Source organism: Chitinophaga arvensicola, assembly GCF_900110835.1.
Classification (GTDB): Bacteria; Bacteroidota; Bacteroidia; order Chitinophagales; family Chitinophagaceae; genus Chitinophaga; species Chitinophaga arvensicola.
Genome location: NZ_FOJG01000001.1, coordinates 3,314,602 through 3,340,748, shown reverse-complemented (window position 1 = coordinate 3,340,748; position 26,147 = coordinate 3,314,602). Strand labels below are relative to the sequence as shown.

Annotated in this window: 27 protein-coding genes; 10 read left to right on the top strand and 17 right to left on the bottom strand. The window is 47.3% G+C overall.

The window, feature by feature from the left end; all coding sequences use genetic code 11:
- The first annotated feature begins 212 nt into the window (after positions 1 to 212).
- Together BMW79_RS13835 and BMW79_RS13830 are read left to right on the top strand one after the other, a co-directional pair.
- Positions 213 to 1,715: an alpha-L-fucosidase gene (locus BMW79_RS13835; RefSeq protein WP_218150310.1), complete on the top strand. Its 1,503-nt coding sequence runs from the start codon at positions 213 to 215 to the stop codon at positions 1,713 to 1,715.
- A 92-nt stretch (positions 1,716 to 1,807) separates the two neighbouring features.
- Positions 1,808 to 2,671, top strand: a complete 864-nt coding sequence (locus tag BMW79_RS13830; RefSeq protein WP_089895659.1) for an AraC family transcriptional regulator — start codon at positions 1,808 to 1,810, stop codon at positions 2,669 to 2,671.
- 3 nt (positions 2,672 to 2,674) lie between these two features.
- Here BMW79_RS13830 and lpdA read toward each other — a convergent pair whose 3' ends face one another.
- The 4 genes from lpdA to BMW79_RS13815 form a co-directional block, all read right to left on the bottom strand.
- Positions 2,675 to 4,078 carry a dihydrolipoyl dehydrogenase gene (lpdA, locus tag BMW79_RS13825; protein ID WP_089895657.1) on the bottom strand — a complete coding sequence of 468 codons (1,404 nt, stop codon included), beginning with the start codon at positions 4,076 to 4,078 and terminating at the stop codon, positions 2,675 to 2,677.
- 86 nt (positions 4,079 to 4,164) lie between these two features.
- The gene (locus BMW79_RS13820) at positions 4,165 to 5,967 is read right to left on the bottom strand and encodes a serine hydrolase (RefSeq protein ID WP_089895655.1); all 1,803 of its coding nucleotides are present in this window, start codon (positions 5,965 to 5,967) and stop codon (positions 4,165 to 4,167) included.
- A gap of 60 nt (positions 5,968 to 6,027) precedes the next feature.
- Complete coding sequence (locus tag BMW79_RS34325) at positions 6,028 to 6,156, bottom strand: hypothetical protein (RefSeq protein WP_262487478.1); 129 nt, start codon at positions 6,154 to 6,156, stop codon at positions 6,028 to 6,030.
- A 130-nt stretch (positions 6,157 to 6,286) separates the two neighbouring features.
- Positions 6,287 to 6,553, bottom strand: a complete 267-nt coding sequence (locus BMW79_RS13815; protein WP_143059151.1) for a hypothetical protein — start codon at positions 6,551 to 6,553, stop codon at positions 6,287 to 6,289.
- 437 nt (positions 6,554 to 6,990) lie between these two features.
- Between BMW79_RS13815 and BMW79_RS13805 the strand changes: the two genes are divergently transcribed.
- Complete coding sequence (locus BMW79_RS13805) at positions 6,991 to 7,719, top strand: SDR family NAD(P)-dependent oxidoreductase (protein ID WP_089895650.1); 729 nt, start codon at positions 6,991 to 6,993, stop codon at positions 7,717 to 7,719.
- A 9-nt stretch (positions 7,720 to 7,728) separates the two neighbouring features.
- Here the strand turns inward: BMW79_RS13805 and BMW79_RS13800 are convergent, their stop codons facing one another.
- The 3 genes from BMW79_RS13800 to BMW79_RS13790 form a co-directional block, all read right to left on the bottom strand.
- Positions 7,729 to 8,370, bottom strand: a complete 642-nt coding sequence (locus tag BMW79_RS13800; RefSeq protein WP_089895648.1) for a hypothetical protein — start codon at positions 8,368 to 8,370, stop codon at positions 7,729 to 7,731.
- Between the two features lie 2 nt (positions 8,371 to 8,372).
- On the bottom strand, positions 8,373 to 8,885 hold the full coding sequence (locus BMW79_RS13795; protein WP_089895645.1) for an RNA polymerase sigma factor: 513 nt from the start codon (positions 8,883 to 8,885) through the stop codon (positions 8,373 to 8,375).
- A 134-nt stretch (positions 8,886 to 9,019) separates the two neighbouring features.
- On the bottom strand, positions 9,020 to 10,672 hold the full coding sequence (locus BMW79_RS13790) for a serine hydrolase domain-containing protein (protein WP_177192158.1): 1,653 nt from the start codon (positions 10,670 to 10,672) through the stop codon (positions 9,020 to 9,022).
- A gap of 113 nt (positions 10,673 to 10,785) precedes the next feature.
- Here BMW79_RS13790 and BMW79_RS13785 point away from each other — a divergent pair, with 113 nt between their 5' ends.
- Complete coding sequence (locus BMW79_RS13785; protein WP_089895642.1) at positions 10,786 to 11,277, top strand: DinB family protein; 492 nt, start codon at positions 10,786 to 10,788, stop codon at positions 11,275 to 11,277.
- Between the two features lies 1 nt (position 11,278).
- On the opposite strand, the gene BMW79_RS13780 is transcribed toward BMW79_RS13785, so the two are convergent.
- From BMW79_RS13780 to BMW79_RS13770, 3 genes are all read right to left on the bottom strand, one after another.
- Entirely contained in the window at positions 11,279 to 12,196 is a 918-nt protein-coding gene (locus BMW79_RS13780) for a nucleotidyl transferase AbiEii/AbiGii toxin family protein (protein WP_089895640.1), read from the bottom strand.
- Between the two features lie 12 nt (positions 12,197 to 12,208).
- Positions 12,209 to 12,787 (bottom strand): hypothetical protein, encoded by a 579-nt coding sequence (locus BMW79_RS13775; protein WP_089895638.1) that lies wholly within the window; start codon positions 12,785 to 12,787, stop codon positions 12,209 to 12,211.
- A gap of 73 nt (positions 12,788 to 12,860) precedes the next feature.
- On the bottom strand, positions 12,861 to 13,334 hold the full coding sequence (locus tag BMW79_RS13770) for a hypothetical protein (RefSeq protein ID WP_089895636.1): 474 nt from the start codon (positions 13,332 to 13,334) through the stop codon (positions 12,861 to 12,863).
- Between the two features lie 98 nt (positions 13,335 to 13,432).
- Here BMW79_RS13770 and BMW79_RS13765 point away from each other — a divergent pair, with 98 nt between their 5' ends.
- A complete protein-coding gene (locus BMW79_RS13765; RefSeq protein WP_089895634.1) occupies positions 13,433 to 13,825 on the top strand; it encodes a winged helix-turn-helix transcriptional regulator in 393 nt (130 codons plus the stop codon).
- On the opposite strand, the gene BMW79_RS13760 is transcribed toward BMW79_RS13765, so the two are convergent.
- Positions 13,759 to 14,304: a hypothetical protein gene (locus BMW79_RS13760; protein WP_089895631.1), complete on the bottom strand. Its 546-nt coding sequence runs from the start codon at positions 14,302 to 14,304 to the stop codon at positions 13,759 to 13,761. The two genes, BMW79_RS13765 and BMW79_RS13760, sit on opposite strands and share 67 nt — an antisense overlap.
- Positions 14,305 to 14,468: 164 nt before the next feature.
- Here BMW79_RS13760 and BMW79_RS13755 point away from each other — a divergent pair, with 164 nt between their 5' ends.
- The 3 genes from BMW79_RS13755 to BMW79_RS13745 all read left to right on the top strand — a co-directional run bounded on the left by BMW79_RS13755 (position 14,469) and on the right by BMW79_RS13745 (position 18,250).
- Positions 14,469 to 15,506: a bifunctional transcriptional activator/DNA repair enzyme AdaA gene (locus BMW79_RS13755; protein ID WP_089895629.1), complete on the top strand. Its 1,038-nt coding sequence runs from the start codon at positions 14,469 to 14,471 to the stop codon at positions 15,504 to 15,506.
- Positions 15,507 to 15,539: 33 nt separating this feature from the next.
- Positions 15,540 to 16,976: an MFS transporter gene (locus BMW79_RS13750; protein ID WP_089895628.1), complete on the top strand. Its 1,437-nt coding sequence runs from the start codon at positions 15,540 to 15,542 to the stop codon at positions 16,974 to 16,976.
- An 89-nt stretch (positions 16,977 to 17,065) separates the two neighbouring features.
- A complete protein-coding gene (locus tag BMW79_RS13745) occupies positions 17,066 to 18,250 on the top strand; it encodes a threonine aldolase family protein (protein WP_089895626.1) in 1,185 nt (394 codons plus the stop codon).
- A 3-nt stretch (positions 18,251 to 18,253) separates the two neighbouring features.
- On the opposite strand, the gene BMW79_RS13740 is transcribed toward BMW79_RS13745, so the two are convergent.
- From BMW79_RS13740 to BMW79_RS13715, 6 genes are all read right to left on the bottom strand, one after another.
- Positions 18,254 to 19,483 (bottom strand): RNA polymerase sigma factor, encoded by a 1,230-nt coding sequence (locus BMW79_RS13740; protein WP_089895624.1) that lies wholly within the window; start codon positions 19,481 to 19,483, stop codon positions 18,254 to 18,256.
- 35 nt (positions 19,484 to 19,518) lie between these two features.
- The gene (locus tag BMW79_RS13735) at positions 19,519 to 19,860 is read right to left on the bottom strand and encodes a YciI family protein (RefSeq protein WP_089895622.1); all 342 of its coding nucleotides are present in this window, start codon (positions 19,858 to 19,860) and stop codon (positions 19,519 to 19,521) included.
- 83 nt (positions 19,861 to 19,943) lie between these two features.
- A complete protein-coding gene (locus BMW79_RS13730) occupies positions 19,944 to 21,452 on the bottom strand; it encodes a site-specific DNA-methyltransferase (RefSeq protein ID WP_089895620.1) in 1,509 nt (502 codons plus the stop codon).
- Between the two features lie 15 nt (positions 21,453 to 21,467).
- Complete coding sequence (locus BMW79_RS13725; protein WP_089895618.1) at positions 21,468 to 21,968, bottom strand: GNAT family N-acetyltransferase; 501 nt, start codon at positions 21,966 to 21,968, stop codon at positions 21,468 to 21,470.
- Between the two features lie 30 nt (positions 21,969 to 21,998).
- A complete protein-coding gene (locus BMW79_RS13720) occupies positions 21,999 to 22,544 on the bottom strand; it encodes a GNAT family N-acetyltransferase (protein ID WP_089895616.1) in 546 nt (181 codons plus the stop codon).
- Positions 22,544 to 23,659, bottom strand: a complete 1,116-nt coding sequence (locus BMW79_RS13715) for an epoxide hydrolase family protein (RefSeq protein WP_089895614.1) — start codon at positions 23,657 to 23,659, stop codon at positions 22,544 to 22,546. The genes BMW79_RS13720 and BMW79_RS13715 overlap by 1 nt, the downstream gene beginning before the upstream one ends.
- A 218-nt stretch (positions 23,660 to 23,877) precedes the next feature.
- Here BMW79_RS13715 and BMW79_RS13710 point away from each other — a divergent pair, with 218 nt between their 5' ends.
- Positions 23,878 to 24,897 (top strand): LacI family DNA-binding transcriptional regulator, encoded by a 1,020-nt coding sequence (locus BMW79_RS13710; RefSeq protein WP_089895612.1) that lies wholly within the window; start codon positions 23,878 to 23,880, stop codon positions 24,895 to 24,897.
- A gap of 98 nt (positions 24,898 to 24,995) precedes the next feature.
- A complete protein-coding gene (locus tag BMW79_RS13705) occupies positions 24,996 to 26,135 on the top strand; it encodes a glycoside hydrolase family 172 protein (protein WP_089896888.1) in 1,140 nt (379 codons plus the stop codon).
- Positions 26,136 to 26,147 lie beyond the last annotated feature (12 nt).

Sequence of the window (26,147 nt, the reverse complement as noted above, 5' to 3'; positions counted from 1 at the left end):
TTAATTGTGTCTTAACGTCGTTTGTTTGTTATTAACCCAACCCCATTCAATAAATACAATGTTCCCCAAGCCGGCGCAGTTTTACCAAACTGCGCCGGTATTTTTTATCCCTCCTTCCGCAATAGGATAAGATACCCTGCTAAAGGGACAATTTCAACGATCCTACTTTTAGGCGATACGGCTACATTTGGCTTATAAATACGCAATTCCACATGAAAACAACCGTATTGCTGCTGACAGGCATGCTGGCATTCTCCGGTTTGCAACCGGCTTCTGCGCAACAACTACCAGTCACCACAGGACCTTATCAACCTACTACCGCTTCTTTAAAGACTTACCAGTATCCGGCCTGGTTCCGGGATGCAAAGTTTGGCATATGGGCGCACTGGGGCCCACAGGCAGTTCCACGGCAGGGTGACTGGTACGCCAGGGCCATGTATGAAGAAGGCAGCGAACGATATAAATACCATGTGGCACATTATGGTCACCCCTCCAAATTCGGGTATAAAGACATTATTCCCCTCTGGAAGGCAGAAAAATGGGATCCGGAAAGATTAATGAAGCTTTATAAAAAAGCCGGCGCCAGGTATTTTGTGAGTATGGGCAGCCATCACGATAACTTCTTCCTGTGGCATTCCAAAATTCATCCCTGGAACTCGGTGAATATGGGCCCGAAAAAAGATGTAGTTGGCCTCTGGCAGCAGGCGGCCAAAAAAGAAGGCCTTTACTTCGGCGTGTCGGAACACCTGGCCGCCAGTTACACCTGGTTCCAGGTAAGTCATGGCGCCGATAAGGAAGGGTCGCAAAAAGGCGTGCCGTATGATGGGCAGGACCCCGCCTTCGCTGATCTGTACCATACCAAAGGCGCTCCCGACGATCATGGCTGGCTCACCACCAACCCCGCCTGGATGAAAGAGTGGTACAACGATGTAAAAGAACTGGTGGAAACCTATCATCCGGATCTGCTGTATTCCGACAGTGAACTTCCTTTTGGAGATACCGGCCGCAGTATGCTCGCCAATTTTTACAATGATAACATCGCCTTTCATAAAGGCAAAGCCACGGCTGTATATAACTGCAAACAGCCTTCAGAAGGCATGTGGGCACAGGACATCGAGAGAGGCGTGCAGGACACAATCAGCCCCTTCCCCTGGCAAACAGATACCTCTATCGGCGACTGGTACTATCGGACCGGACAGGCCTATAAAACGTCTACGGATATACTCCAGATGCTGGTAGACATTGTAAGCAAGAACGGGAACCTGCTGATCAATATCGTACAAACACCCGAAGGCGACCTGGAACCGGATATGCTTAAAACGCTGGGCGAAATCGGTAACTGGATGACCGTAAACGGAGAAGGCATTTATGGCAGCCGCCCCTGGACCATTTACGGGGAAAAGCCGTTGGATGCGGTTACCGTAAAGGCAGGTAATTTCAATGAAGGCAAAGTAAAATACACCGCCGGGGATGTACGCTTTACCACCAAAGGCAATCACCTCTATGCCTATGTACTGGATGCGCCGGAAGGAGACATCCGTATCAGATCCTTTGGAAAGAATAGTAAAATGCCGCATCAAAAAATTACTGCCATACAATTACTGGGCAGTGCGGAAAAAGTGCAGTGGAAAATAGAAGACGACGCGCTTGTGATCAGCCGTCCTTCACGGATGCCCTCCTGGAAGGTAGTAGGATTCAAGCTGGCCCTAAAATAAGGACTTTCGCGTTCGTGGCGGAAAGTGAGAAAAAATAGGTATTTTTAATTTATCATTTTTCACTTTTACGCCACGATTGCCATCACACCTGTATGAAAGCAGTATTGAAAAAAGTTTCTCCGCCACCTGAGACTTCCTTTACAGTAAGAAAAGACGTAGGGGAAAACATGCGTAACAGCTGGCACTATCATCCTGAGCTGGAATTACTTTACATCAAAAAAAGTGCTGGTACCTGGCTGATAGGTGATTACATTGGTCCGTTTCACAGCGGCGATGTAGTGCTGATCGGCGCTAACCTGCCACATTCCTTCCGGCATGAAGACACTTTTATCCGGACGCAGAAAGGACAATCCGGGGAAGCTATTGTAGCACTCTTTAAACAGGATATTCCCGACAGTACGCTCGCCGCATTACCTGAAATGCGTAAGCTTACCCACCTGTTATCCCTCTCCCGGCAGGGTATTAAACTGGAAGGCAACACTGCCCGCAAAGTAGCTGTAATGATGGAAGATCTGCCGGAATTATCACCCGGTAACAGGCTGCTCACACTATTACAGATCCTTTACCTGATCGCGGAAAGCGGCGACTATACGCTGTTATCTACCCAATACTTTAATTACACACCTTCTCATAACGACAATCACCGTTTAAAAACGGTGATTGCCTATACGCACAAGCATTTCCGGGGAAAACTGAGCCTCGAAGAAGCGGCAGAGCAGATCCATATGACCGTAACTTCTTTCTGTCGTTATTTTAAAATGGAGACAGGAAAAACCTATGTCCGCTTCCTCACCGAACTCAGGATCGGATATGCCTGTCAACTACTGATGGACACCGATAAAAATATCACCGAAATCTGCTATGAATGCGGATATAATACACTATCGCATTTTATCAACATGTTCAAGCTGATCACCGGCAAACGTCCGGTAGAATATAAAAAACATTTTAAGTAAGTACTAGATGTTGATGGCGCCTTTTCCGGCAGCCATCAGGAACGCATCTTTCAGTGCCTCCGAGTAGGTTGGATGTGCATAGCTGATGCGGGCCATTTCTTCTACCGTAATTTCAAATTCCATTCCTACCACGGTTTGCGCAATAACATCGGCTGCGCGTGGACCAATGATATGCACGCCCAAAATTTCACCGTATTTGGGTGATACCAGTACTTTTACAAATCCATCGGTATCCATGGAAGCCCTGGCACGGGCGCTGGCCATGTAAGGGAATTTACCCACCGTATATTCCACGCCCTGCGCTTTCAGTTGCTCCTCTGTAAAACCGGCTGCTGCCACTTCCGGCCAAGTATACACCACACCGGGGATGAGGTTATAGTTAATATGCGGTTTCAAACCATGGATCACTTCTACTGCAAGCGTACCTTCCTCTTCTGCTTTATGCGCCAGCATTGGCCCGTCAACCACATCGCCGATCGCATAAATATTAGGAACAATGGTCTGCAGTTGTCCGTTGACCTTTATCTTCCCGTTCTTTTCCGGGGTGATGCCGATAGCAGATAAATTCAGTCCATCTGTATAGGCTCTTCTACCAACTGCCACCAGGCAGTAGTCGGCCGTAATCTGTTGCTCCTGCCCTTCTTTGTTAAGGAATTTCACCGTCGCGGATTCACCGTTATTCTCTGCCGCACGAACCTGACTGCTCAGTAATATATCGATGTTCAGTTTAGACAATGTCTTAAACAATGCTTTGCCTAACTCCCGGTCCATGGTAGCAATGAGGGAATCCATGTATTCGATGATCGTTACCCTGGTGCCTATACGCGCATATACAGAGGCCAGTTCCACCCCAATTACGCCACCGCCTATAATCACCATGGAAGCAGGTTTCGCAGGCAGTGATAAGCTTTCTGTAGAAGTGATAATCCTTTTCTTGTCAATATTTACGCCCGGGATAGAAGAGGGTTTTGAACCGGTAGCAATAATAAAGTACTTACCTGTAAGAATAGTTTCTTTATCTGCTGCGGTTACTTTAAGATGCGTACTATCTATAAAACTGCCCAATCCCTGATGTACATCAATTTTATTCTTCTTCATCAGGTAAATCAAACCTGTGGTATTTTGTTTCACCACCTCATTTTTCCGGGAGATGAACTGATTAAAATCGAGACTCATCTCTCCGATATGAATACCATGTGCCTTGAATTGTTCGCTGGCCTGATGATAATGTTCTGAGCTATCCAACAGGGCTTTTGCCGGGATACAACCAACATTCGTACAGGTACCACCCAGGGTGCTGTACTTTTCCACAATGGCTACTTTATACCCCAGCTGAGAAGCGCGGATAGCGGATACATATCCTCCGGGGCCGGATCCGATGACTACAATATCATACTGATTGTCCATAAATGTTTCTTTTTGACAACACAAAAATAAGGGATAAATATACCAATCGGTATATTTATCCCTTATTTTTTATTCGGGGCTGGTCATTACTTTGTTTTCGATGATGTCTTTTCTGCGCGGAAAGTACCATTGGGCTGGATGCTCGTTATGGCAATGACCTGTTGCTGCGCATCCCGGATAAATTTCACCTTAAAGCCTTTCAGTTCCTTTATCTGGAAAGTATTGGCGTCGACCGGCTCCAGGATGTATAATGGTTGTCCCGGCACTGTCATGGTCAATACTTTAGCATCGTTTTGTTTTATCGTAATGAGCATATCTGCCATCTTGTATTCACCGGTGAACTCCGCCAGCGTAGCTGCCGGAATATTCAGCAGTTGCGGCACCCGGTTAAAAATGACTGGTTCTCCGGCAGGATCGAATGAAAAGCCCAGCTGATCAATATCCCCGCTGTAATTCATCATGAACTGCAGCCGGATATTGGATTTGAAATTAACATCTATCACGGTATCTGCTTCGTCGTATGGCGAGAAGATATTGTATCCTTCCCGTTGCAGATACCAGGTAACATAAGGGAATCGTGCAAAAAGCGAATCCTTCTTTAAATAAATGTCAAAATTCCCGTAGGCATCATTTTTATACAGCCCAGCGAAGGCTGTTAACGGATGCGTAGCCGGATGTGCGATCAGGGAAGAATCATTCACCGGTTTAGGATCTTCCGGTTTGGGGCCCGGCTTCCTGGCCGTCGCCACATTGCTTACACCCAACAGGCGATCGGAGATCAGGTCGGTCACTTTTGTAGGTACCCCGGAGTTATTCTGATTACTCAATACCACAATGCCAATGCTATCCAAAGGATAAAAAGTGGTGAGTGCCGTAAACCCGTCGATATTGCCGCCATGTTCCACCCGGTAATGTCCGTGGTAAGACTCCAGCATCCAGCCCAGTCCGTAGTTCGCAAACTGCTCATATGGCTTTGCTTTGTCGGGAAACGCCCCATGGATCACCATTTGTGAGCTGGCAGCTTCCTTTACATAATCCGCTGGTATAATTTCACGGCCATTATAACTACCGCCATTGATCCAGGTGATCAGCCATTTCGACATATCCGTTACCGTGCTGTTGATGGCTCCTGCCGGTCCCATCGCCGTAATGGGATGATACTTCATTAGCTTAATCTCTTTCTCCTTCTCCAGCTCATATCCCCTTGCAGGTTCAGTTGCTGCCGCCAGTGATACGGTACCGATAGAAGACTCGTTCATTCCCAGGGGTTGAAAAAACTGGCTACTGATATTCTGTTCCCAGGATTGACCGGTCAGCTTTTCCGTCACCATTCCCTGCACCATGAACATAAAGTTATTGTATTGCCAGCGTGCACGCAGTGGTGCGTTAGGCTTCATAAAATGCATTCTTTGCAACAGCGTATCCCTTGAATCTGAAGCGAAAAGATACCAGGCCAGGTCGTACCGGGAAAAGCCCGTACGATGACACATCATATCCCGCAACGTTACCTGGTTGTTTAAATCAGCATCTGAAAAATTCAATGCCGGCAGATAAGTGGTGGCGGGCTTATCGAAATCCACTTTGCCCTGCTTGCGTAAATTTCCCAGCAAAGCACTGGTAAAGGCTTTGGTACACGACCCAATGGCAAACTGCGTATGTGCTGTCACCGGCAGTTGCTTTGCCACATCCCTGTAACCAAAGCCCCTGGAATAAATGACTTTGTCCTTTTCCACTACCGCCACTGCAAATCCGGCGGCGTGCGCTTCCTGTAGTATGGCCGATAAAGCGGGTTCCATCTTTTCGAATTTGTTTTTGTCCGGGGTCTGGGCGGTAGCCACTGCGGCGAGGCCTATACAACAAAGGCATTTACGGATAACTGATACTATCATCGGGTTTAATTATTACCGATATAAGTTTACAGTAAATATGCGGATAAAGCAAAAAGTACCTTAATCCCAACTCATAAAGCCTTTCCAGGCGAAATAGAGCACCGCGATATAGCAGGCGTATTTTGCCAGTTTCTTCCCTATTTTGTAAATTTTCCATAATACCGGGCGTGGTGTTGTTTGCTGTTTCATGATGATTTGTTTTAGTGAACAGCACAAAAGTAGAGAAGAAGGGAGGGGCAAAATTGTAAGAAAACGAAAGCATCGTCAGGGAAGGCCTATTCAGAATAATTCAATTATCTGAGGCTGTATGAGATAAGTTTTATATCCCTTTTTTCACATCAACATACTTCGACAGCACCTTCAACAGGGCCTCTTTCAGGGTTGACTCATCTGCCCTGATCATTTCTTCTTTGATACCTGGAAACATAATACAAACAGTATATTGATTTTCCTTCCTTTCCCCATCTAATTTAATAAAACCTACATCACCCTGTCCCCTTACTTTTTCAAAGCAATAAATTAAATCATCCATTGTGATTTCGCTACCTGTTTTGTTCAAAATATCTGTAATTGTTATTACTTGCATAAAAATCAAAAAGGATGATTGAATTCATTTACATAATTATCGCTATTATATACAGATGCTAAAACTCCGCCGCAATAAGGACAATATTCAATAACGGTCATTTTCGTATTTTCATCAAATACCGTATAGCCTTCAGTTATTATATAGCGGTATCTGTTATCTCCCAGATATCCTCTGTCAATAAATTTCTGACTGAGTTTAATAATCCGAAAATTGAACCCCATCCCATTACCAGCTTCGTACCTGAACCGAAACTTATCACAACAAAATCGCTCCATTGTATAACGCTCTATTTATGTTGCCTACAAAAAAGATATATTTATCCGGATTACCAAACAACCCTTTAAAACAACCCTTTCACAAAAACCAAATACGGCCACTTTAAATTACGGATTCCCCCTATACCAATTCCCCAACAATCCCTATTTTTGCGCCCTATGACTACAACCAAAACTGTGCTCATCCTCGGTGCCAACTCCGATGTAGCCAAAGAAGCTATACTGCTATACCTCCGTAAAGGCTACCATGTGATCGCAGCCTCCCGCAGTACTGCGGCCATCTCCTCATTTATGGAAGCCCGGAATGCACCCGTTCAACAACTGACTATTCTTTACTTCGATGCAACCGCATTCGATACCCACGCAGCTTTCTATGCCGGCTTACCAGCCAAACCCAACATCGTGGTATACGCAGCCGGCTTCCAGGTAACAAACGATCAGGCCCTGCTGGATTGGGAAGGCAGTTACCGTATGATCAATGTACACTATGCCGGCGCATTATCTATTCTCAACCTCGTTGCCATGGATACTGAAAATGCGCACCTGGAAAGAATTATAGGCCTTTCCTCGCTGTCTGGTGTAAGAGGACGCAGAAGCAACTTCATATACGGCAGCACCAAATCTGCCTTCACACAATACCTGGCTGGTCTCCGCCAATATCTCTTCCCCAGGAAAATTGTCGTTAATGTGATCGTTGCAGGCTATATCCGCAGTAAAATGACTGCAGGCCTGGATCTTCCCGAATCCTTACTCATGGAACCTTCTTTTATCGCAGCGCAAATAGTGAATGCGGGCAACGGTTTCAGCATTGTACCCGGGTTTAAATGGAAAATCATATACCGTATACTGAAGCATATGCCAGAAAAACTGGTGGCGAAGTTGCCGTAGTAACAACAGCTACTGATACGATTTCACTTCCCCCAGTAATTCCATCGACTTCATAATCGGCGTCCATTCCTTGCCCGCAAAAATGAAACGGAACCACTTCTTTTCCCGGTTTTCATACCGGATATTGACAAAAAGCCAGATCGCAGCATAGGTAAAAGCAGCGGTAACCAATACCTGCAACACACACCACCACATATTCCCATTTTCCAGCATCCCCTTATTCAGGTAAAAGGTGGTCCATACCGGCAACTGCAAAAAAAGCAACCTCGCCACCCACAAAGTAGATGATTGAAGACGGGCAAGCTTTTCCTGCGTAGCCAGCACCGGCTCACTGATATCTACCCGGTGAATCAACACCAGCTGATACAAATAAATACCGATAGCCAGCTGCGTCAATAATACCTGTATCCCTGCCGACACCAGGAAAAACGCGCCCGCCACATGAAACAGACTTATAATCAGCGTATCCACAAGCACTACCCATACCATTCCCACCAGGATGGTGAAAAGCTTTAATGGTTTCATCGACGACATAAAAGTCTGCACTTTCAGACGGGTCAGATCTGCCGCCAACTCCCGGTTGAGCGATAAACTTTCTTCCAGTTTCATATCATACGTTTTCCAGAGATGAATAATTTCATTGTCTTCCATGACTACTGCGATTTGATGGACAAAAATTTCTGCTTTAAAACTCCTTTGATTCTCGCCACTTTCGTGGCCACATTCGTTTCAGATAAACCCATAATTTCCGCTATCTCCCGATAACTCTTTTCCTCCAGGTAAAGTAACATCAATGCCTTATCCAGGTCTTTCAACTCCGCTATAAAACGCTGCAGAAATGCAAGCTGCTCCGAACTTTCATCTGCAACCGGCGGAGCAGTCATATTCAGCATCTCTGCTGATAAAGGGTGGGCAACATGCTGCCGGCGGCTATCTTTCCGGTAAAAGGAAATAGCCACATTCAATGCAATACGATAAATCCAGGTAGAATAAGCAGCAGCCCCATTGTAGTTTTCAAATGACCGCCATAGCTGCACCATGATTTCCTGTATAAGATCCGGCCTGTCCGCTGCCTGATGACAGTAGGAATGAGCGATCTTATAGATAATCCCTTTATGGGCCTGAAGAACGGCAAGAAAACGTTCCGATTTATCCGCTGGATTCATTCGTTGTATGCTATTTCTTAATTATTCGCATGCAGGTCTGAAAAATCACACTTTCCGGAAAAAATCTGGGAAAAAATTGCTTCGGGGAGAGCCGGCGGACAAGTATTATCCATACCCGCCAGGCTTACAAATCATTATTTCCGGGTAAACCGGACATCCTTCATTCCTTTGGTAATAACAGAAAAACCAGTCACCTGCTTTCCATCCCCGGAGCGGTGAAACCGGAACTGCTGTTGCTTTGATCTGAACAGGTCCTTATCCGTTTCACTCAATGGAAACACCTCCTTTACCAGCGTATTGCTTGCATAAAGCTGCCCGTCTTTCACCGTTATCCGGTAACTGGTCTGTAATTCAGGTTGACGATACTCACCGGTATAAGCTGCTAAAAGCGCCACCCCGGAAGGATGTACACGGAAAGAAGAAAATACCGATCCTCTTTCTTTGATCACCAGGTTCGCCGTCTTTCCATCATGCAGGTCTGAAAAAATGAGCAACGTACCCGAGGCCGTAGAAAAAACACTGTCTGATACCGGAAAAAGTGGCTCTTCTTTTTTACTCCAAAGCTGCTGCACACGGAGCGTATCACTCCGCTCTGCAATCTGCAGCAACCGGTTGGTGCCAAACGGCAACTGATACAGACCAAAATAATTTTCCAGCAACATTTTACTGATGGTTACTTTCTTATCTGCATACTGCGCCGGTGCCGCAGGAGCCACTGCATACGCACTGTTGGCAGCTACCAGCCTGTCTACAATATTGAAATAATTGCTGGTAGCCCTTTCATACTTGTCGTTCGTCTTGTGCGCAATCACCAGATCCAGCGCCGGCAACACGGTAATATACTGTCCAAAATAGCCCTGCGCCGAATAAGCGCCTTTATAAGCCCCCTGGTTATAAGGGGCATCCCATACCCACCATAAGTAGCCATAACCAAAGTTGATATAATCAGCATCACGGTAAGCACGTATTTCCCGGAAAGAAGAAAAAGGCGCGGTAATGGTACGGATCCAGCTGGCCGAAATTACCTGCTGCCCCTCCCACTGCCCGTTACGGAGCATCAGGTAACCAATCCTGGCCATATCCCTGGTCGAAAACCACATAGGATAAGCAGGATATTCGGACTGCGTACTATCTCCCTCTTTATGCTGAATGCTTTTGTCCCAGTCCTGCATCTTCAAAGGCCCCGCCAGCATAGAATCTATCGCCGTATAAATACCAACACCCGTCTGCCTTTCAAAAACAGCACCGGCCAGGTTAAAATCCCAGTTATTGTACAAAAACAGGCTACCAGGCGCCACAGTGCCCCTGTTGGGCGCTATTGGATATTCATCCCCCTGGTAACTCGCCACATGATACACACCTGATCGGGATGTCAGCAGATTCAGGATCGTGGCTTTCCGCTCAATGGGCAGTAATCCGCCCACATCATTGATACCCAGCTGTTCGAGCGATTGGTCCAGTCTTACTTTTCCATTTTCAACAAACGGCCCGTACAGCATACTCAATATACTTTTGCGGCAGGAGGCGATATAACTTACTTCTTTGATATCTCCATAGGAAAACAACACCTTTCCATGCTGTATTACCATCATGCCGGTGGTATGGGCACTGTCAATAATAAACTCCTTTAATTCCTGTAATTTCTGCGGATCCCATCCTGAAGCCGCAGGATCTTTCACCTCCTCCCAGGCTGTACCCGGAAAGGTGGCTGCTGGCTTCTTTGCAGTATCCTGGGCATTGGTAAACAAAAAGGGAAATAACAATACAGCAAATAGCATTTTTCTCATAAACAGCATATACGGATAACAGATTTATTTTTTGGCAGCTATAGCTGTAAATGTAGCTTTTTTAGCCATTATCTGGTGAATAGCCTATTTTTGATCAGACCATTTTATCACCCATGACACGAACTTTCAGACAGGGCGCTATTGGCGCATTGCTTGATGAATACGAAAGCGCTATTGCCAGCCTAAAGCAAGTGATCCTCTCTCTCCCGGATGAAGCACTGACCATTATTACCGATCCGCATACAAACGATGAAAACTGCAGATCTATACAAACCATTTTATCACATGTGGTAAGTTCGGCCTTTGGCTATGCCACCAGTATCTACAACCTGAAAAAGCATCCGCTGGCAAGACCCGCCAAAACATTTCATGTAACTGTGGCCGCCTACCTGGAAGATCTTAACCAGGCATTCGAATTCACGGAAAAAGTATTTAATCAGTTCAAAGACCATGAACTGGAAGAATTTGATGACGACTTAAAAATAAAAGCCGGCTGGGGACAGGTTTATGATGTGGAACAAATGGCCGAACACGCGATTGTACACGTTCTCCGGCACCGGCGCCAGATTGAACGGATAAAACTTCAGGTGCTGCCCGGCCTCTAAATTATACTTTTCCTGAAGGCTGCTCATAGGCAGCAAAAGAATCTTTATCAAACCCGGCCGCATAAAATTGCGTATAAAAATCCTGTATGAAATCTTCCACTGTAAGCGGCAATTTGTCTGCATCCGTAATATTCCAGAATGGAGCGGAGTACTCACTGATATTGCCATTATACTCGAACAATCCCAACCTCCAGAAGTTCCAGGTTTTCTGCAGCGGCTCTTTCGTGAACAACAGGTGAATCTGCCCGGATGCCAGGTAAGCCAGGTTCACTGCCGGCAGGCGGTCACGGCGACATTCACTCAGTAATGCCCGGATAGTTTGTGCCCTTGTTTCCGCAGTAAACTGCGGATGCTGCAACAGGTGAGTCAGGTCGAAAAGATCTTTCAACCGTGGATTTACCAGCGTCTGATGCAGTTTCCAGGACACCTGCAACGCCAATGGCGCGGTATATGGAATTACAAAAGGCTCGCCTGTAAGGGGTACATAAGTGAGTGGAACTGCTGCGGGATCTATCTCCAGGTTAAAAGAAATATCCACACTCCTGATCTCTACTTCTTCTTCCCCGATAAAAGTGAGAATATCCGTATTAATCGTAGGAAAATCATCTGCCATAGCGTAGTCGATCTTGCGCCAGAACTGATTTTCCCGGAAACTTCTAAAACGGATGCCATCAAATTCCTTACTTTCTGTGATAGCAATCATCATCGGATCGAGTTTCGATACCGCGTGCTCCTGGTCTATCAGCGGATCCAGGTACACCCAGTCTACATCATGTGTATAGCGCACCGTGGGATCTTTAAAATACTGCCGGGAAAGCATACTGCCTTTCAGCATCAGTGGAACCTGCAGTGCGGCCGCTCTGCGGATAAGGCCTTCTATGGCCAGCATCATTTTATGGGTATATTCAGGTGTCTGCATAGGTCATCATTATCATTTGGTTAACCATCCTTTATCCAGCATTACATTCGTATCATACACACAGTACTCTGCCTGTTGTTTATACAACTCCCAGCCACCGCTGCCAAGCACCTCCGTCAGCCGGCTTACCCGCTCCCTGAAAAGCGGCTCCGGCCCATATTCCCGCAGCGTAATAAAGCGGGTATCCGGATCGTTGCGCAGGGAATTTACCGAGAGATGCACTTCCTGCTTTTCACAAAGCTGCAATAACGCAGCCGGCTGTACGTAGTTGATTTTTCCATGCCACTCAAAGTAGAGGGCTGGTTCCTGCCACGTAGCCGCCTGATCAGCGGGAATTTCTATTTTCACGCGGTTTACGGTATAACCCGCCGACAGTAACCGGCCGCACAGCATATCCGTATCCGTTAGTACGGTATCCAGCGATGTGGCATACAACACTTTAGTTAGCATAGGCTGCCTGATACAGGCTCCCCTGGATAATTCCATCAGCAGTGGTTTGGCGCCTTCTAACGTACAACATTGTACGAAAGCGTTTGTCTCTTCCGCCGGCAGACCGTCGACGGTCAGGTGAATTTCAAATGGTATTGTCATTTTCAAGGTCGCAATTTAGACAATACTTTTTGCCTGACCATCTCTGCTGACCTGAATTTACAGAATGATCAGTTCATGTTGTGCTATTCAACAACCCGCGTACCCAGCCAATAAAATGTATTACCAACGGTATCACCACCACTCCCTGCAACATTCCGGTTACTTCAAACAATGCATCATTGGGCAACTCATACATGGAAGGCGGGAAAAACATCGCCATCCCGCGGGCAGACAAGCCACCGAAGTACAGCACATTCTTCAGCACATGATTATACAATCCCTCATAAGTACCGATCATCATCACAGATAGCAGTAACACCAGACTCCCGAAAACCCAGGCCCAACCGCTTCTATCGGCCTTTTGCTGCAGCACACGGTTCAGCAACAGTGTAACAAGGATCATCGGCACACTCATAAAAAGGATATGCATACGCCAGGGCGTATGATAAACAACTGCGCCATAGGCGTGGTGAACAGAGGTAAGTATCATCAGGATATTGCTATAAAGACTTACTTTGCCTTGCTCTTTTTTTACTGGCTTCAACATGTTTTGTATTTTTATACCAGCAAAGCTAAAGCGGGCCGGGAGGGCAATCAAGTAGTTACCGGATGGTAACTATTCACTTTTTTTAAAATTTTCGGGAGATGGAAATAACAAATCAGCACTATGATGCGGGCATCTGCCCGGTGAGCAAAACAATAGCACTCATCAGTGGAAAGTGGAAACCCGTGATTTTGTATTTAATCCGGCAGGACATTAACCGGTTTGGACTACTACAGGAGAAAATGCCCCGGATCAGCAAAAAAATACTGACCGGACATTTAAGAGAGCTGGAAAAACACGGACTGATCAGCCGCGAAGTGATCGTCAGCAAGCACCCGCAAATCGTTATCTATCACCTCACCGGCAGCGGTATCTCCCTGCTCGGCCTTACAGCGCAAATCTTTCAATGGGGAAATGAAAACCTCTGTCAGAATACAATACCGATATTAAATACGCTCGCATTCACCGCACGGTCGCCAAAGTTCACAACATGAGTGTCGGCATCCACGCTATCTGGATAACGATATTGGTATCCCCGGTAGATATAGGATGCAAACACGCCTATTTTGGAAAAATGCCAGGCCACACCTGCCCCTACGCCATAAAAATATTTTCCTGATTCATTAAATGTGATCATCTCCTGCCCGGTCCCGTTAGACACCGGTGCAGTACGATCTACATTATAACCGTTGCGCCCAAACTGTCCGGTGATATAAGGATCGATATGCAGAAAGCGATGCTTGATCTTCACATCCGCAAACACCGGGATCAAAGTATGATCATTGTAGGAAGTTACTTCCACTCCCGGTCCCACACTGATAAAATGATTCAGCAACTCTACATTGGCGATCACGCCGCCACCGGCGTTGCCGTCATGTATCATCCCATAGGCATATCCGTAGAGCAGCTTCTCCCGCTGCCCCAGCGTTACAAGGGGAAGACACAATAAAAAAAGTCCGATATACTTCTTCATAAACCTGTATTTTTCTGCATGTCGTAAAAACCTCTTCTATCTTAACAAACGGTACCGGATATTGTTGGCGGTGCAACACGGATGAAACCGCCGCCAAAAAATACTTGTTCATTTTCCGGTTGCCACCCCCCTACAACTAACGTACTTTTGAGAAAAAGATATACATGCTGACGGATGAAATCATGTACCAGGCGCTTCTCGACAAAAATGCAGCTTATGAAGGCAGCTTCATAGCAGCGGTAAAAACAACAGGGATTTTTTGCCGCCCCACCTGCACCGCCAGGAAGCCCAAAAAGGAAAATGTAGAATTCTTTAAAACCACCAAAGATGCCATCACCAAAGGATACCGGCCATGCAAAGTTTGCAGCCCGCTGGAAAAACTGAATGAAACACCTCCCGTGATCAAAGAAATCCTCAAGGAACTGCAAACAGATCCTTCCCGGAAATTCCGGGACAGCGACCTCGTCAGCAAAGGAATAGAACCAATCACCATCAGAAGATGGTTCCTGAAAAATCATGGTATCACCTTCCAGGCCTATCAGCGCATGTTCCGCATTAACGCCGCCTTCAAAAAAATACAACATGGCGAATCGGTAACTGCAGTCGCTTTTGATACAGGCTATGAATCCCTCAGCGGATTTTCTGATTCCTTTAAATCAATATTCGGTGTAGCGCCATCACAGAGCAAAGATAAACAGCTGATCAATATCACAAGACTCGAAACCCCGCTGGGTACCATGTTTGCCGCCGCTGTGCAACAGGGTATCTGCCTGTTGGAGTTTACCGACCGGAAAATGCTGGAAACAGAATTGAAACAACTGGCCAAACTGCTCAATGCCAATATCCTCCAGGGAAGCAACCCGCATTTTGAGGTATTGCAACAACAGCTGGAAGAATACTTTGAGGGCCGCCGCAAAACATTCACCGTGCCACTCTATACGCCCGGTACACCTTTCCAGCAATCCATCTGGAATATCCTGCGCGACATCCCCTATGGCACCACCCGCTCCTATAAGCAACAGGCCATCGTTGCACAACAACCGGAAGCCATCCGGGCAGTAGCCAATGCCAATGGCATGAACCGGATCTCCATTCTTATCCCCTGTCACCGCGTAATCGGGGAAGACGGCCACCTCACAGGCTATGGTGGCGGTATCTGGAGAAAGCAATGGCTGCTGGACCTGGAACAAAAAAACCGGTAACAAATCCCACTCACTTAAACCCACTATCATATTATGACCAGGAACCCTGGCCGCCATTCCAAATGGCTGGCACTGACCGTTATTTTAACGGCCCCGCTACTTTATGTCATTGATATATTCATTATCAACATGGCCATACCCGGCATCAAAAGCGGTATACACGCCACAGACGGGGAAATACAGCTGGTTATTGCCGGATACCTGCTAGGCAGCGCCTCCTTCCTGATCACCGGCGGGAGAGCCGGTGATTACCTCGGCAGAAAAAAGATCTTCTTCTGGGGAATGTTTTTCTTCACCCTCACCTCCTGCGGCTGCGGATTATCACAAACACCGCCGCAACTCAATATCATGCGCTTTCTCCAGGGAGTGAGTTCTTCACTCATGGTACCACAATCCATTGCGCTGATACAGGTATTGTTTCCGGGTCAGCAGGAAAGAGCCAAAGCCATTGGCTGGTATGGCATCACCCTCAGTATTGCAGCTATCATCGGACAGATGCTCGGTGGCTACCTGGTAGCTACTCATTTCCTGATACCCGGCTGGCGGCTGATCTTCTTCATCAACTTACCAGTAGGAATCCTTTCTATGTGGGCCATCCGGAAATTTCTCGACGAAACACCCAAAGACACCGGGCAGCAATTTGATTACTCCGGCGCCCTGATCCTTACCACTGGTCTTGTATGTCTTATTTATCCGCTGACAAAAGGACGGGAAATGGGCTGGCCACTATGGGCCATCGGCCTGATGATATGCTCCGCCTTCATTTTCGTATACTTTATCCGTCACCAGCAAGCAAAGATTCAGCTGCGGCAAGGCAGCCTGATCGACACGGCCCTCTTTAAAATCCGGGAGTTCAACATCGGGCTGATCGCCGTACTCTTTCACTTCATGATGCATACTGCTTTCCTGCTCATGAGCGCGGTGTACCTTCAGAACGGGCTTGGCTATACGGCGCTGGATTGCGGCGCCTGCTTCCTCCTTCATGCCGTACTATTCATGATCTCGTCTATGCTGGCCGCCAGGCTGATTGTGAAATTTGGGAAAAGTGTGTTACAGACGGGTCTTATCATTATCCTCAGCTCCTTCTTACTCCAGATACTATTTTTCAGACCCGGGGTAGGCAGTACACCGGTGGTATTGCTGATAGGTTTATATGGCCTGGGGAACGGACTGGTATTACCTTTCCTGCTCAACATCGTGTTAAAAAGTGTACCGGTAAAGTTTGCGGGCGTAGCTGCAGGGGTATTCTCTACGTTCCAGCAAACAGCTTCTGCACTCGGCATCAGTATACTCGGAGGAATCTTCTATAGTGTGATCAACGGTTATCATACACTGCCGGATTACAGCAAAGCGCTCAACCGGGGCCTTGCCGGCAGCATCGTTTGCCTTGGGATAGTCGCCTGGATGCTACACCTGTTGCCCCAAACCACCGGCAGGAACGACAACGATATTGCTACGGAAGGCATCTGAATAAATGACGGACTGGTTTCCTTATATTTAGCAGCAATTGTAACCCGCCTGTTTCTTCTTTCCGGCAACAGGCCTTCAATACAGTGCTTATGACCTATATTCAACGCAGACATTTTTTAAAAGCGAGTGCTTTATCTGCCCTCGCCGGTGCTTTGCCACTGGGTTCCCACGCTACCCCTGCCCCCGGTTTTACGGATCCTGATAAGGATAGCGAAAAAATTTATTTTATTAACGATGGCATTTTTTACAGACCATTCGATTATCTGCAACAATTGCAAATGATCCAGCAAAAACATCCGATCGGCCGGGATTTTTACGGAACAGATGGCACCATGAAAGAACTGCTGGACAAATGCTGTGAAATCACCGGGAAAGAAGCTGCCGTGTATTTACCCTCCGGTACGCTGAGTAATCAGTTGGCGTTGCAGGTGCTCTCTGGCGAAAATCCCAAAGTAATGGTACAGGAAAGCAGCCACGTGTACCGCGATGAGGCAGATGCGTCGCAAACTATCTTTCACAAAAGACTGATTCCTTTAGGAAAAGACCATGCTACTTTTACCCTGGAAGAACTCAAAGCAGCGGTAAACTGGCACAAAACAGAAGAAGCCTTTGAAGCCCCGGTGGGCGCGCTTTCTATCGAAACGCCCGTGCGGAGATACACCAATACTTATTTTCCGCTGGAAGAAATCATCCGCATCACCGACTATTGCCGCGAACAGGGTATCAAGACCCACCTCGACGGCGCCCGGTTACATATTTCTGCCGCCTTTACCGGCAATAAAGTGATCGACTACGCCAAACACTTTGATACCGTATATCTCTGCCTGTATAAATATCTCGGCGCACAGGGCGGCGCTGTACTCTGCGGCGAAAAAAAGGTGATCGATAAAATGCCCCACCTGATAAAAGTACATGGCGGCGGTATTTTCACCAACTGGGGGAACGCTGCCATGGCCTTGCATCACCTGCAAGACATTGACCAGGTGCTGCAGGCAGCTATTACAAAAGCACAATCGCTCTTCAAATCGCTGAACACCCTCGGTGGACTGGAAATCACTGCGCGGGAAAGAGGTACCAATATCTTTGACCTCCGCTTCGATAAAAAGATCGACACTGTAAAAATGGCGCACTGGCTGCGGAATGAACAAGGCATCATTGTGGGTCAGCCACAACCATACGGAGCATCCAGGATGATGGTAAATGCCACGATATTAAGAAGAGATAACGCCGCCATTACGGCTGCATTTAAAAGTGCTTTGAAGGCCGGCAGCTGATATTCACAACCTGCTCAACGCTGCCCGGATAGTTCGTTTATCCGTCTCCGTTCTTGCGAGTAAAAGTGCTTTTTGCAGATGGCCTTTTGCCCGGTCATTATCAATGCCTGTATACAGTTCACCCAGCAACACATAATAATAATGATTGTCCGTCAGTTGCAGTTGCGCTGCCGCTGCAATGGCGGCGGCTTTACCATTGGCTTTGGAAAGGGCGTAGGTCCGGTTCAGCGCCGCTACCGGCGACCATACCATTTGTAGCAAACGGTTATAGAGTTGGAGGATATGCTCCCACTTTTCCGGACTATCCTCTTTCCGGGTATTCCACCAGGCAATGCTGGCTTCCAGGTGGTATCGCGACAACTTTTTATCGCCACCGGATGCCTGATGCAGATGCCACGCCCCTTTGGCAATAAGTTCCTCATTCCAAAGCGATTCATCCTGGTCCTGGTACAGGATAATTTCCCCGTTTTCACTTTTCCGGGCTTCAAACCGGGACGCATGAAAACACATCAGGGCAAAGAGTGCATTTACTTCCGGCTGGTTGGTCACTTCATTTTCTATCAGCAGATAAGTTAAGCGCATGGCTTCCAGGCAAAGATCTTCACGCAGTACGGCATCCTGACTTTCAGAATAATACCCTTCATTAAAAAGCAGGTACAATGTAGTAAGCACCGTATCCAGGCGTTTTTTGATGTCGCTTTCCCCGGGAAGTTCCAGCTGCACTTTCTCTTCCCTCAGTTTCTCTCTGGCTCTGAATAACCGCTTGTTGATGACTTCTTTATTCGTCAGAAAAGCATCCGCAATTTCGGTGATACCAAAACCACAGAGAATGCGAAGCGCAAGACCGATCTGCGCTTCTGTAGAAATAGCCGGATGACAGATCGCAAACATCATCTGCAACTGACTGTCCGTTATATTTTTATCAGACAGGTCAATGTCGGGTGTCTCATTACCGGAAGCATCTGGCTGTAATTGTCCGGCTATTTTTGTTGTAAAGAGATGATGCCGCTGCAGGTAATTCTTTGCTTTATTTTTGGCCACGAGATAAAGCCATGCAGTAGGGTTTTCCGGGATACCTTTATAAGGCCAGGTTTCCATGGCAGATAAAAAAGTTTCACTCGCGAGGTCTTCCGCCGTTTCCAGGTGTTCAAACCCGAATACCTTGCAGAGTACGGCGGTAATTTTCCGGAATTCCGTCCGGAATAAATGCGGTATCAGTTCCGGTTGTTTCATATAAAAAAGCCCCTGTTGCAGGGGCTTTAACTTATTTAATGACGATCTACGCGGCGCACTTCCACACTATTGCCATCGCCCTGTAATACAGGGCAGCCTTTGGCAAATTCCACCGCCTCTTCTACAGAGTCGGCTTTCACAATAATATATCCGCCAATAGTTTCTTTGATTTCACCGAAAGGTCCGTTGGTCACTACATTATGAGGACGCACCACGCGCGCATCGGCAAAAGGCAGGCCGTTACCTTCCACAAATTTGTTCTGGGCGGCAATACCCCCGATCCAGTCCATGGTTTGTTTCATCCAGACCTGGATCTGCTCCGGAGAGGCGACCTTATTACCATCCTCGTGTCTGAAAATCAGCATAAATTCATTCATGTCAAATAGATTTAAATGTGAATACTATACCTACAACAAACGGAATGGGAATAATTGGACAATGCCCATCATCAAATATAAAATTATTCCGGAAATACGTTCCTCTCCAGCCGGTATACCCGGAAACCGTCGTCTGTGATCACGCCTGTTTCCTCCCGGATTGCTTTTGCAGCTCTGCGGATCCGCTCTTTCCCGATCTCACATATATTTTTGTAACCAGCCTGATAAGCTTCACTCTTTTCGTCCGTAGCCTGTGGCAGCTGCACCAGGATAAATTGCCGTTGCTTGCCTGAAAGCGCGGCTATCGATAACACGGCATGTGCAGTGGTAGCTGATCCGGAAAAGAAATCCAGCACTATATCTCCTTCCGCCGTAGCCATAGAAATCAATTCACTGAGCAGGGACACCGGTTTTGAATATTCAAAAATGTGACGGTCAAATAATTTGTACATGTCCTTTTTGGCATTGTCGTTCGAAAACCGGTTATCCAGAAGGTCGAGAGAGGAATAAGCTTTGGTGCGTGCTTTTGTTTCTACTGTATACGCATGACCCTGGCGGGAAATGACGGCCCGCTCGTATGTTTTGGTATAAATGCGATAGCCGTTCCTGGATTGCTTCAATACCACGAAGCCTTGTTTGTATCCAAATTCATACAGTCCTTTACTCCATCTCCAGCAAAAATCACTGGCCGGATTACGTGCCTGCCGTTGTAACATCGCCTCCCGGGTGGCATTACCCGGCCGGAGTACCTGCCCCTCTATTTCAATTTCGTAATCCATGGAAGGAGAATATTGAATAGAGCTGTAATCCAATGTCTGACTCAGTTTATATTTCCCTCTTTCTTCTTCATATTCATCTGCATGGTCGTATCCCTGTGCTTCAAACGCATAGGGATTAAAGCAGGCGCCGGGTGAGCGGCGGTAACACAACACATAATCATGATTCTTCGCCACCATATGAGTGGATTTACCGGCTTTCTTGGTGATGCGTGGAAAGCAACTCACAAAGTTCATCTCTCCGAAAATTTCATCACACATACTACAGAGATGATGTAGTTCCCGGTCGTCGATAGACAAAAAGATAAGGCCTTCGGCCGAAAGCAGGGTACTGGCCAGTTTCAGGCGGGGATACATCATGGATAACCAGTTGGCATGATAACGGCTGGCGGCCTCCGGATTAACTGTTTGAATCGTTTTCTGCTGTGTAAAATTATCGTCGTATACAAAGTTTCTCCCGGTATTGTAGGGCGGGTCAATATAGATCATCTTTATTTTTCCGGCGTGGCTTTCCTGTAGTAATTTTAACACCTCCAGGTTATCGCCTTCTATATAGCTGTTTTGGGTGTTGTCGAAGTTAACGGATTCCGCATGCACCGGATACAGCCGATGAGTAGGCGGTTGATGGGCAGCAGCGAGAGCGGCACGTTTGCCGGGCCATTCCAGCCGGAAGCGTTCAGCGGGGCCCTCCACGGTAGCATGACTGATTTCCTGTTTCAGCATGTCAAAATCAATGGCGGGTCCATCGGCGGTTTCTACCACACAATTCGGGAAAAGAGCGGCGAGTTTTCCAAAATTTCCAGATGATTTTTCCATGCTGTTGATATGTAATTAAAATTGCCAGTCGGCTTTCTGCAACACCATATTATGCGCTTTCCATTCCTTTCCACCTACTACGATAGTAGTACCCTGCCCTGTGTTAATACGGAAGCCCATCTGTTCGTAACAGGTAATCGCATTATGATTCCACTCATATACGCTCAGATCCACAGCCGTATGATCCGTAGTGGTAAACAATAATTTCACCAGCTCCTTTACCACCTGTTTACCCAACCCTTTATTACGCATGCGTTGATCCCCTATCAGGATACGAGACAAACGGGGCATCTCTTTTTCGAAATTCAATTCACAATGACCAATCACATCGCCGGTTTCCGTCAGTCTGATCTTAAAGGGCCGCTTCTTTGTCTGATGAAGATAATTTTCAAGTTGTTCGTAGGTTAACGGGTAGGTAAACAACGGACCGGCAAACTGAACCAGTGCTTCTTCACTGTCGACCCATGACATAAAACGGTCGAAATCTTCCGGTGTAAATGTTTCCAATTGTATCATATCCCTAAATGTAGGGGATTGCCGCTACATTTACAAGCTGCCGGGTCGCGCCATGCGATACAACACATGTGCTTTCAGCGGGCTGTCATCCGCCACCATCGGGTGTTGGAAAGTACCTACCTGTTGCATACCCGCTTTCTGCATTACCCGCTCAGAGGGTTGATTGATAACAGCTGTAAACGAATAAATTTCGGAAAAATCAAACGTCTCGAACGCATATGACAAACATCGTATAGCCCCTTCCGTTGCCAGTCCCCGGCCCCAGGCATCCCGCCGCAAGCGCCAGCCTATTTCTGTACAAGGGGTAAAATATGCATCAAAACGCGGGGTGGACAACCCGATGAACCCGATAAATTTTTGGGTAGATAGCAGGTCTACTGCATAAAGACCGTAACCTTTCTCTGAAAAGTGTTGCCTGATCCGGGCCACCATGGCTATGGAATCCTGCTCCGGCAACGTCGCCGGGAAAAATTGCATCACCTCCGGGTCTTTGCCCATTTCACAAAAAGGAACCAGGTCGGTTTCTTCCCAGTAACGGAAGCCAAGACGCGCGGAGGTGAACAGATAATCTTTCATCAGGAAAATAATTGCCCAAAGGTCCGTATTTCTTTTGAATACAATTCCGGTTGTTCCAGAGCGGCAAAGCGGCCACCAACCGGCAGTTTACTGAACCGTTGCAGATTTACCCGGCGGGCGGCCCATTCTTCCGGTGTGTTACTGTCGGCCGGAAAAACAGATACCGCCGTAGGCACCATCGTTTTCGGCACCGGTTGAGGACCACCCTGCCCGAACATGGCACGCGCATCTTCCAGGTATCTCCTGATAGCGGTGTTGATGGTTTCAGTGACCCAATAGATCATGATATTGGTGAGTATTTCATCTTTGGTAAAACTGTTTTCGATATTTCCTTTCGTATCACTCCAGGCATAGAATTTCTCCAGGATCCAGGAGGCAAGTCCTACGGGTGAATCATTCAAAGCGTATCCGAGCGTTTGTGGCTTGGTGGACTGGATCATGTTAAACGCTCCTTCCATAAACCACCAGCCCTGGATAAACTGGCCAAACTCCTGCTCTGCGGGCGACATAGTGCTCCAGTCTTCCGTACCATTCGGATAACCGGTATCCGTGAGATGAATCGCTTTCACCTGCTCAGGGAATTGTTGCGCCAGTGAGGTAGTAATAGAGAAGTCGCCCGCAGCCAGGTATTGCTCATATCCGAGTACATCCGTCATCAGTTGACTGAACAGGCTGGCGGCCCTGGCGGAAGATACCGCCACTTTCTGTGAGAAGCCGAAACCCGGTATAGACGGGATAATCAGGTCGAAGGTAGTTTCGCCGGTAGTGAGCAGGGGGATAATTTTATAAAAGCGGAAAAACGAATCGGGCCATTCGTGTGTGAGCAGCAAGGGTTGTGAATTCGCATTTTTTCCTTTTATATAGGCGAAATGAAGCTGAACACCATCTACTTCAGCAGTGAATTGCGGAATGCTGTTCAACAGGGCTTCCTGTTTGCGCCAATCGAATCCCTGTTGCCAGTATGCCACCAGTTCTCTGAGGTATTGCGGATTGGTACCATAGTTCCAGCCGGCGTTTTCGGGTTCATCGGTCCAGCGGGTCTGTTTCAGGCGGAGTGCCAGGTCTTCCAATACGGTTTGCGGTACATCAATGTTAAAGGGCTGTAAAGCTTTCATAATTGTTTGTGTTTTGTGTGTTGGATAACTTCCGGAAACAAAGCTAGGAGGCCAAGGTGACAGCTGTTTGTCAGTTGAAAAAGCGGGAATGAAAATATTTTTTGAGAGATGCCATCTGCAGGGAATATGCGGTGCAAAAATTTCACCCCGCCCCTCCTTTCCCAAAAATATCTCCCAAAAAACTTGCATGCTTGAACGTTTAAGCATATTTTTAAAACATGAAGAAGGTCTCCCTGAAAGATATCGCTACAGCAGCTGGTGTATCCACGGCACTGGTGTCTTATGTATTGACTAACAAGGAGAAAGAGGCCCGCATCGGGGAAGAAATGGCTAAAAAGATTCGGGAAATAGCCCGGCAGCTGAACTATCAGCCCAATCATATTGCCCGCAGTCTGAAAAGCGGCCGCTCTTTTACGATCGGACTGATTGTCGCCGATATCTCGAACCCGTTCTTCGGCAACATTGCGCGGACTATCGAAGACGAAGCCAAGAAGAATAACTACACCGTTATCTTTGGCAGCTCCGACGAAAATGTAGATAAATCGCAGGACCTGATCCATGTGTTGCTGAACCGTCAGGTAGATGGATTGATCATTACGCCTACCGAAGGCTCGGAACAACAACTCCTGCAACTCCAGTCGCAGCATGTGCCATTTGTGCTGATAGACCGCTACTTCCCGGAGATTGCGGCCAACCATATTACGGTGAATAACCAGGAAGCGGCATTCCAGGCTGTTTCCCACCTGGTGAAAGCCGGGAGGAAGCGCATTGGCATGGTAGCCTATAAAACAACACTGCAACATATCAGTGAGCGGATTCAGGGCTACCAGGCGGCTTTGCAGCAGCATGAGTTGCCTGCGCCCGCCAGTTTGCTCAAAAGGGCGCGTTATTCCCACCTGAAAACAGATATAGAAACAGCCATCGACGGGTTACTGAAAGGTAAACACCCGGCCGATGCCCTTTTCTTTGCCACCAATAGCCTGGCCATAGAAGGACTGAAATATATCAATACCCTGGGTATACACATACCCAACGATCTGGCGGTGATCACCTTTGACGAAGCAGAAGCGCTGGACCTGTTTTATGCACCGGTAACGTTCGTAAAACAACCCATTCTGGATATGGGAAAAGCCGCAGTACGTGTGCTGTTGGATCAGATCAAAGACAATACCACCGCCGTTTCCAATATTTGCATCGATACCACGCTGATCGTGAGAAAATCCTGTGGCAGCCAATGATCCTATCAGCAGTATCTTTTTTAAATGACCCTTTTGCTTAAACGATAAAGCATTGTTAAGCATCCACTGTAAAACCTAATCTTTTAATACCACGCATGATGAAAAAACTATTGTTCCTGTCTTTTATTGCGCTCTTCAGCTGGACCATCACCAGCGCCCAGCAACCGTTCAATGGTCTGGACATGAATATGGGCAACCTTTACCGTTTGTCGGACGCCAAAACGCGGTCCATCAGTCCGGAGAACTTCACCGGCGAGCCCGGCAAAGGCGGCATGGCCACACTGGAAAAGGGTAATGCCAGTGGCGCCGCCAGGGAACTGGGCCAGGGCTGGAAAGTAAATCCATACATTCATATAGAACCCGGCAAAACTTTTACCCTGGCAGAAATTACCGGTCCGGGCGCCATACAGCATATCTGGATGACCCCTACCGGCAACTGGCGCTACTCCATTCTCCGTTTCTACTGGGACGATGAAACCACCCCTTCTGTAGAAGTACCCGTAGGTGATTTCTTCGGCATGGGATGGGGCGAATATGCCCCCCTCAATTCATTGCCGGTATGTGTAAATCCCGGCAGCGCATTCAACTGCTACTGGGCCATGCCCTTCCGCAAGAAATGCCGCATTACCATGGAAAACATCAACGCGGAAAGAATGACCCTCTACTACCAGGTAGATTACACCCTCACTACGGTACCGGAAGATGCGGGTTACTTTCACGCACAGTTCCGCCGCAACAATCCTGTAAAAGACGCCAGTTTCACAATGATAGACGGCGTAAAAGGCAAGGGCCAGTACGTAGGTACTTACCTCGCCTGGGGCGTTAACAACAACGGCTGGTGGGGCGAAGGAGAAATTAAATTCTTCATGGATGGCGACAAACAATATCCTACAATCTGCGGTACCGGTACGGAAGACTATTTCTGCGGCTCCTATAACTTCGATACCAAAGGCCGTTACCAGGAATTCTGCACGCCCTATTCCGGATTATCACAGGTAATACGCCCGGACGGATTATATAAATCACAGCAACGTTTCGGCCTGTACCGCTGGCACATCATGGATCCCATCCGTTTTGAAAAAGAACTGAAAATCACCATCCAGGACCTGGGCTGGCGCAGCGGCGGACGTTATCTGCCCCAGCAATCCGATATCAGCAGCGTTGTGTACTGGTACCAGCGCGAACCACATGCGCCTTTCCCAAAACTGCCGTCGATGAATGAACTGGAAGTAAACTAATCACAAAAAAAC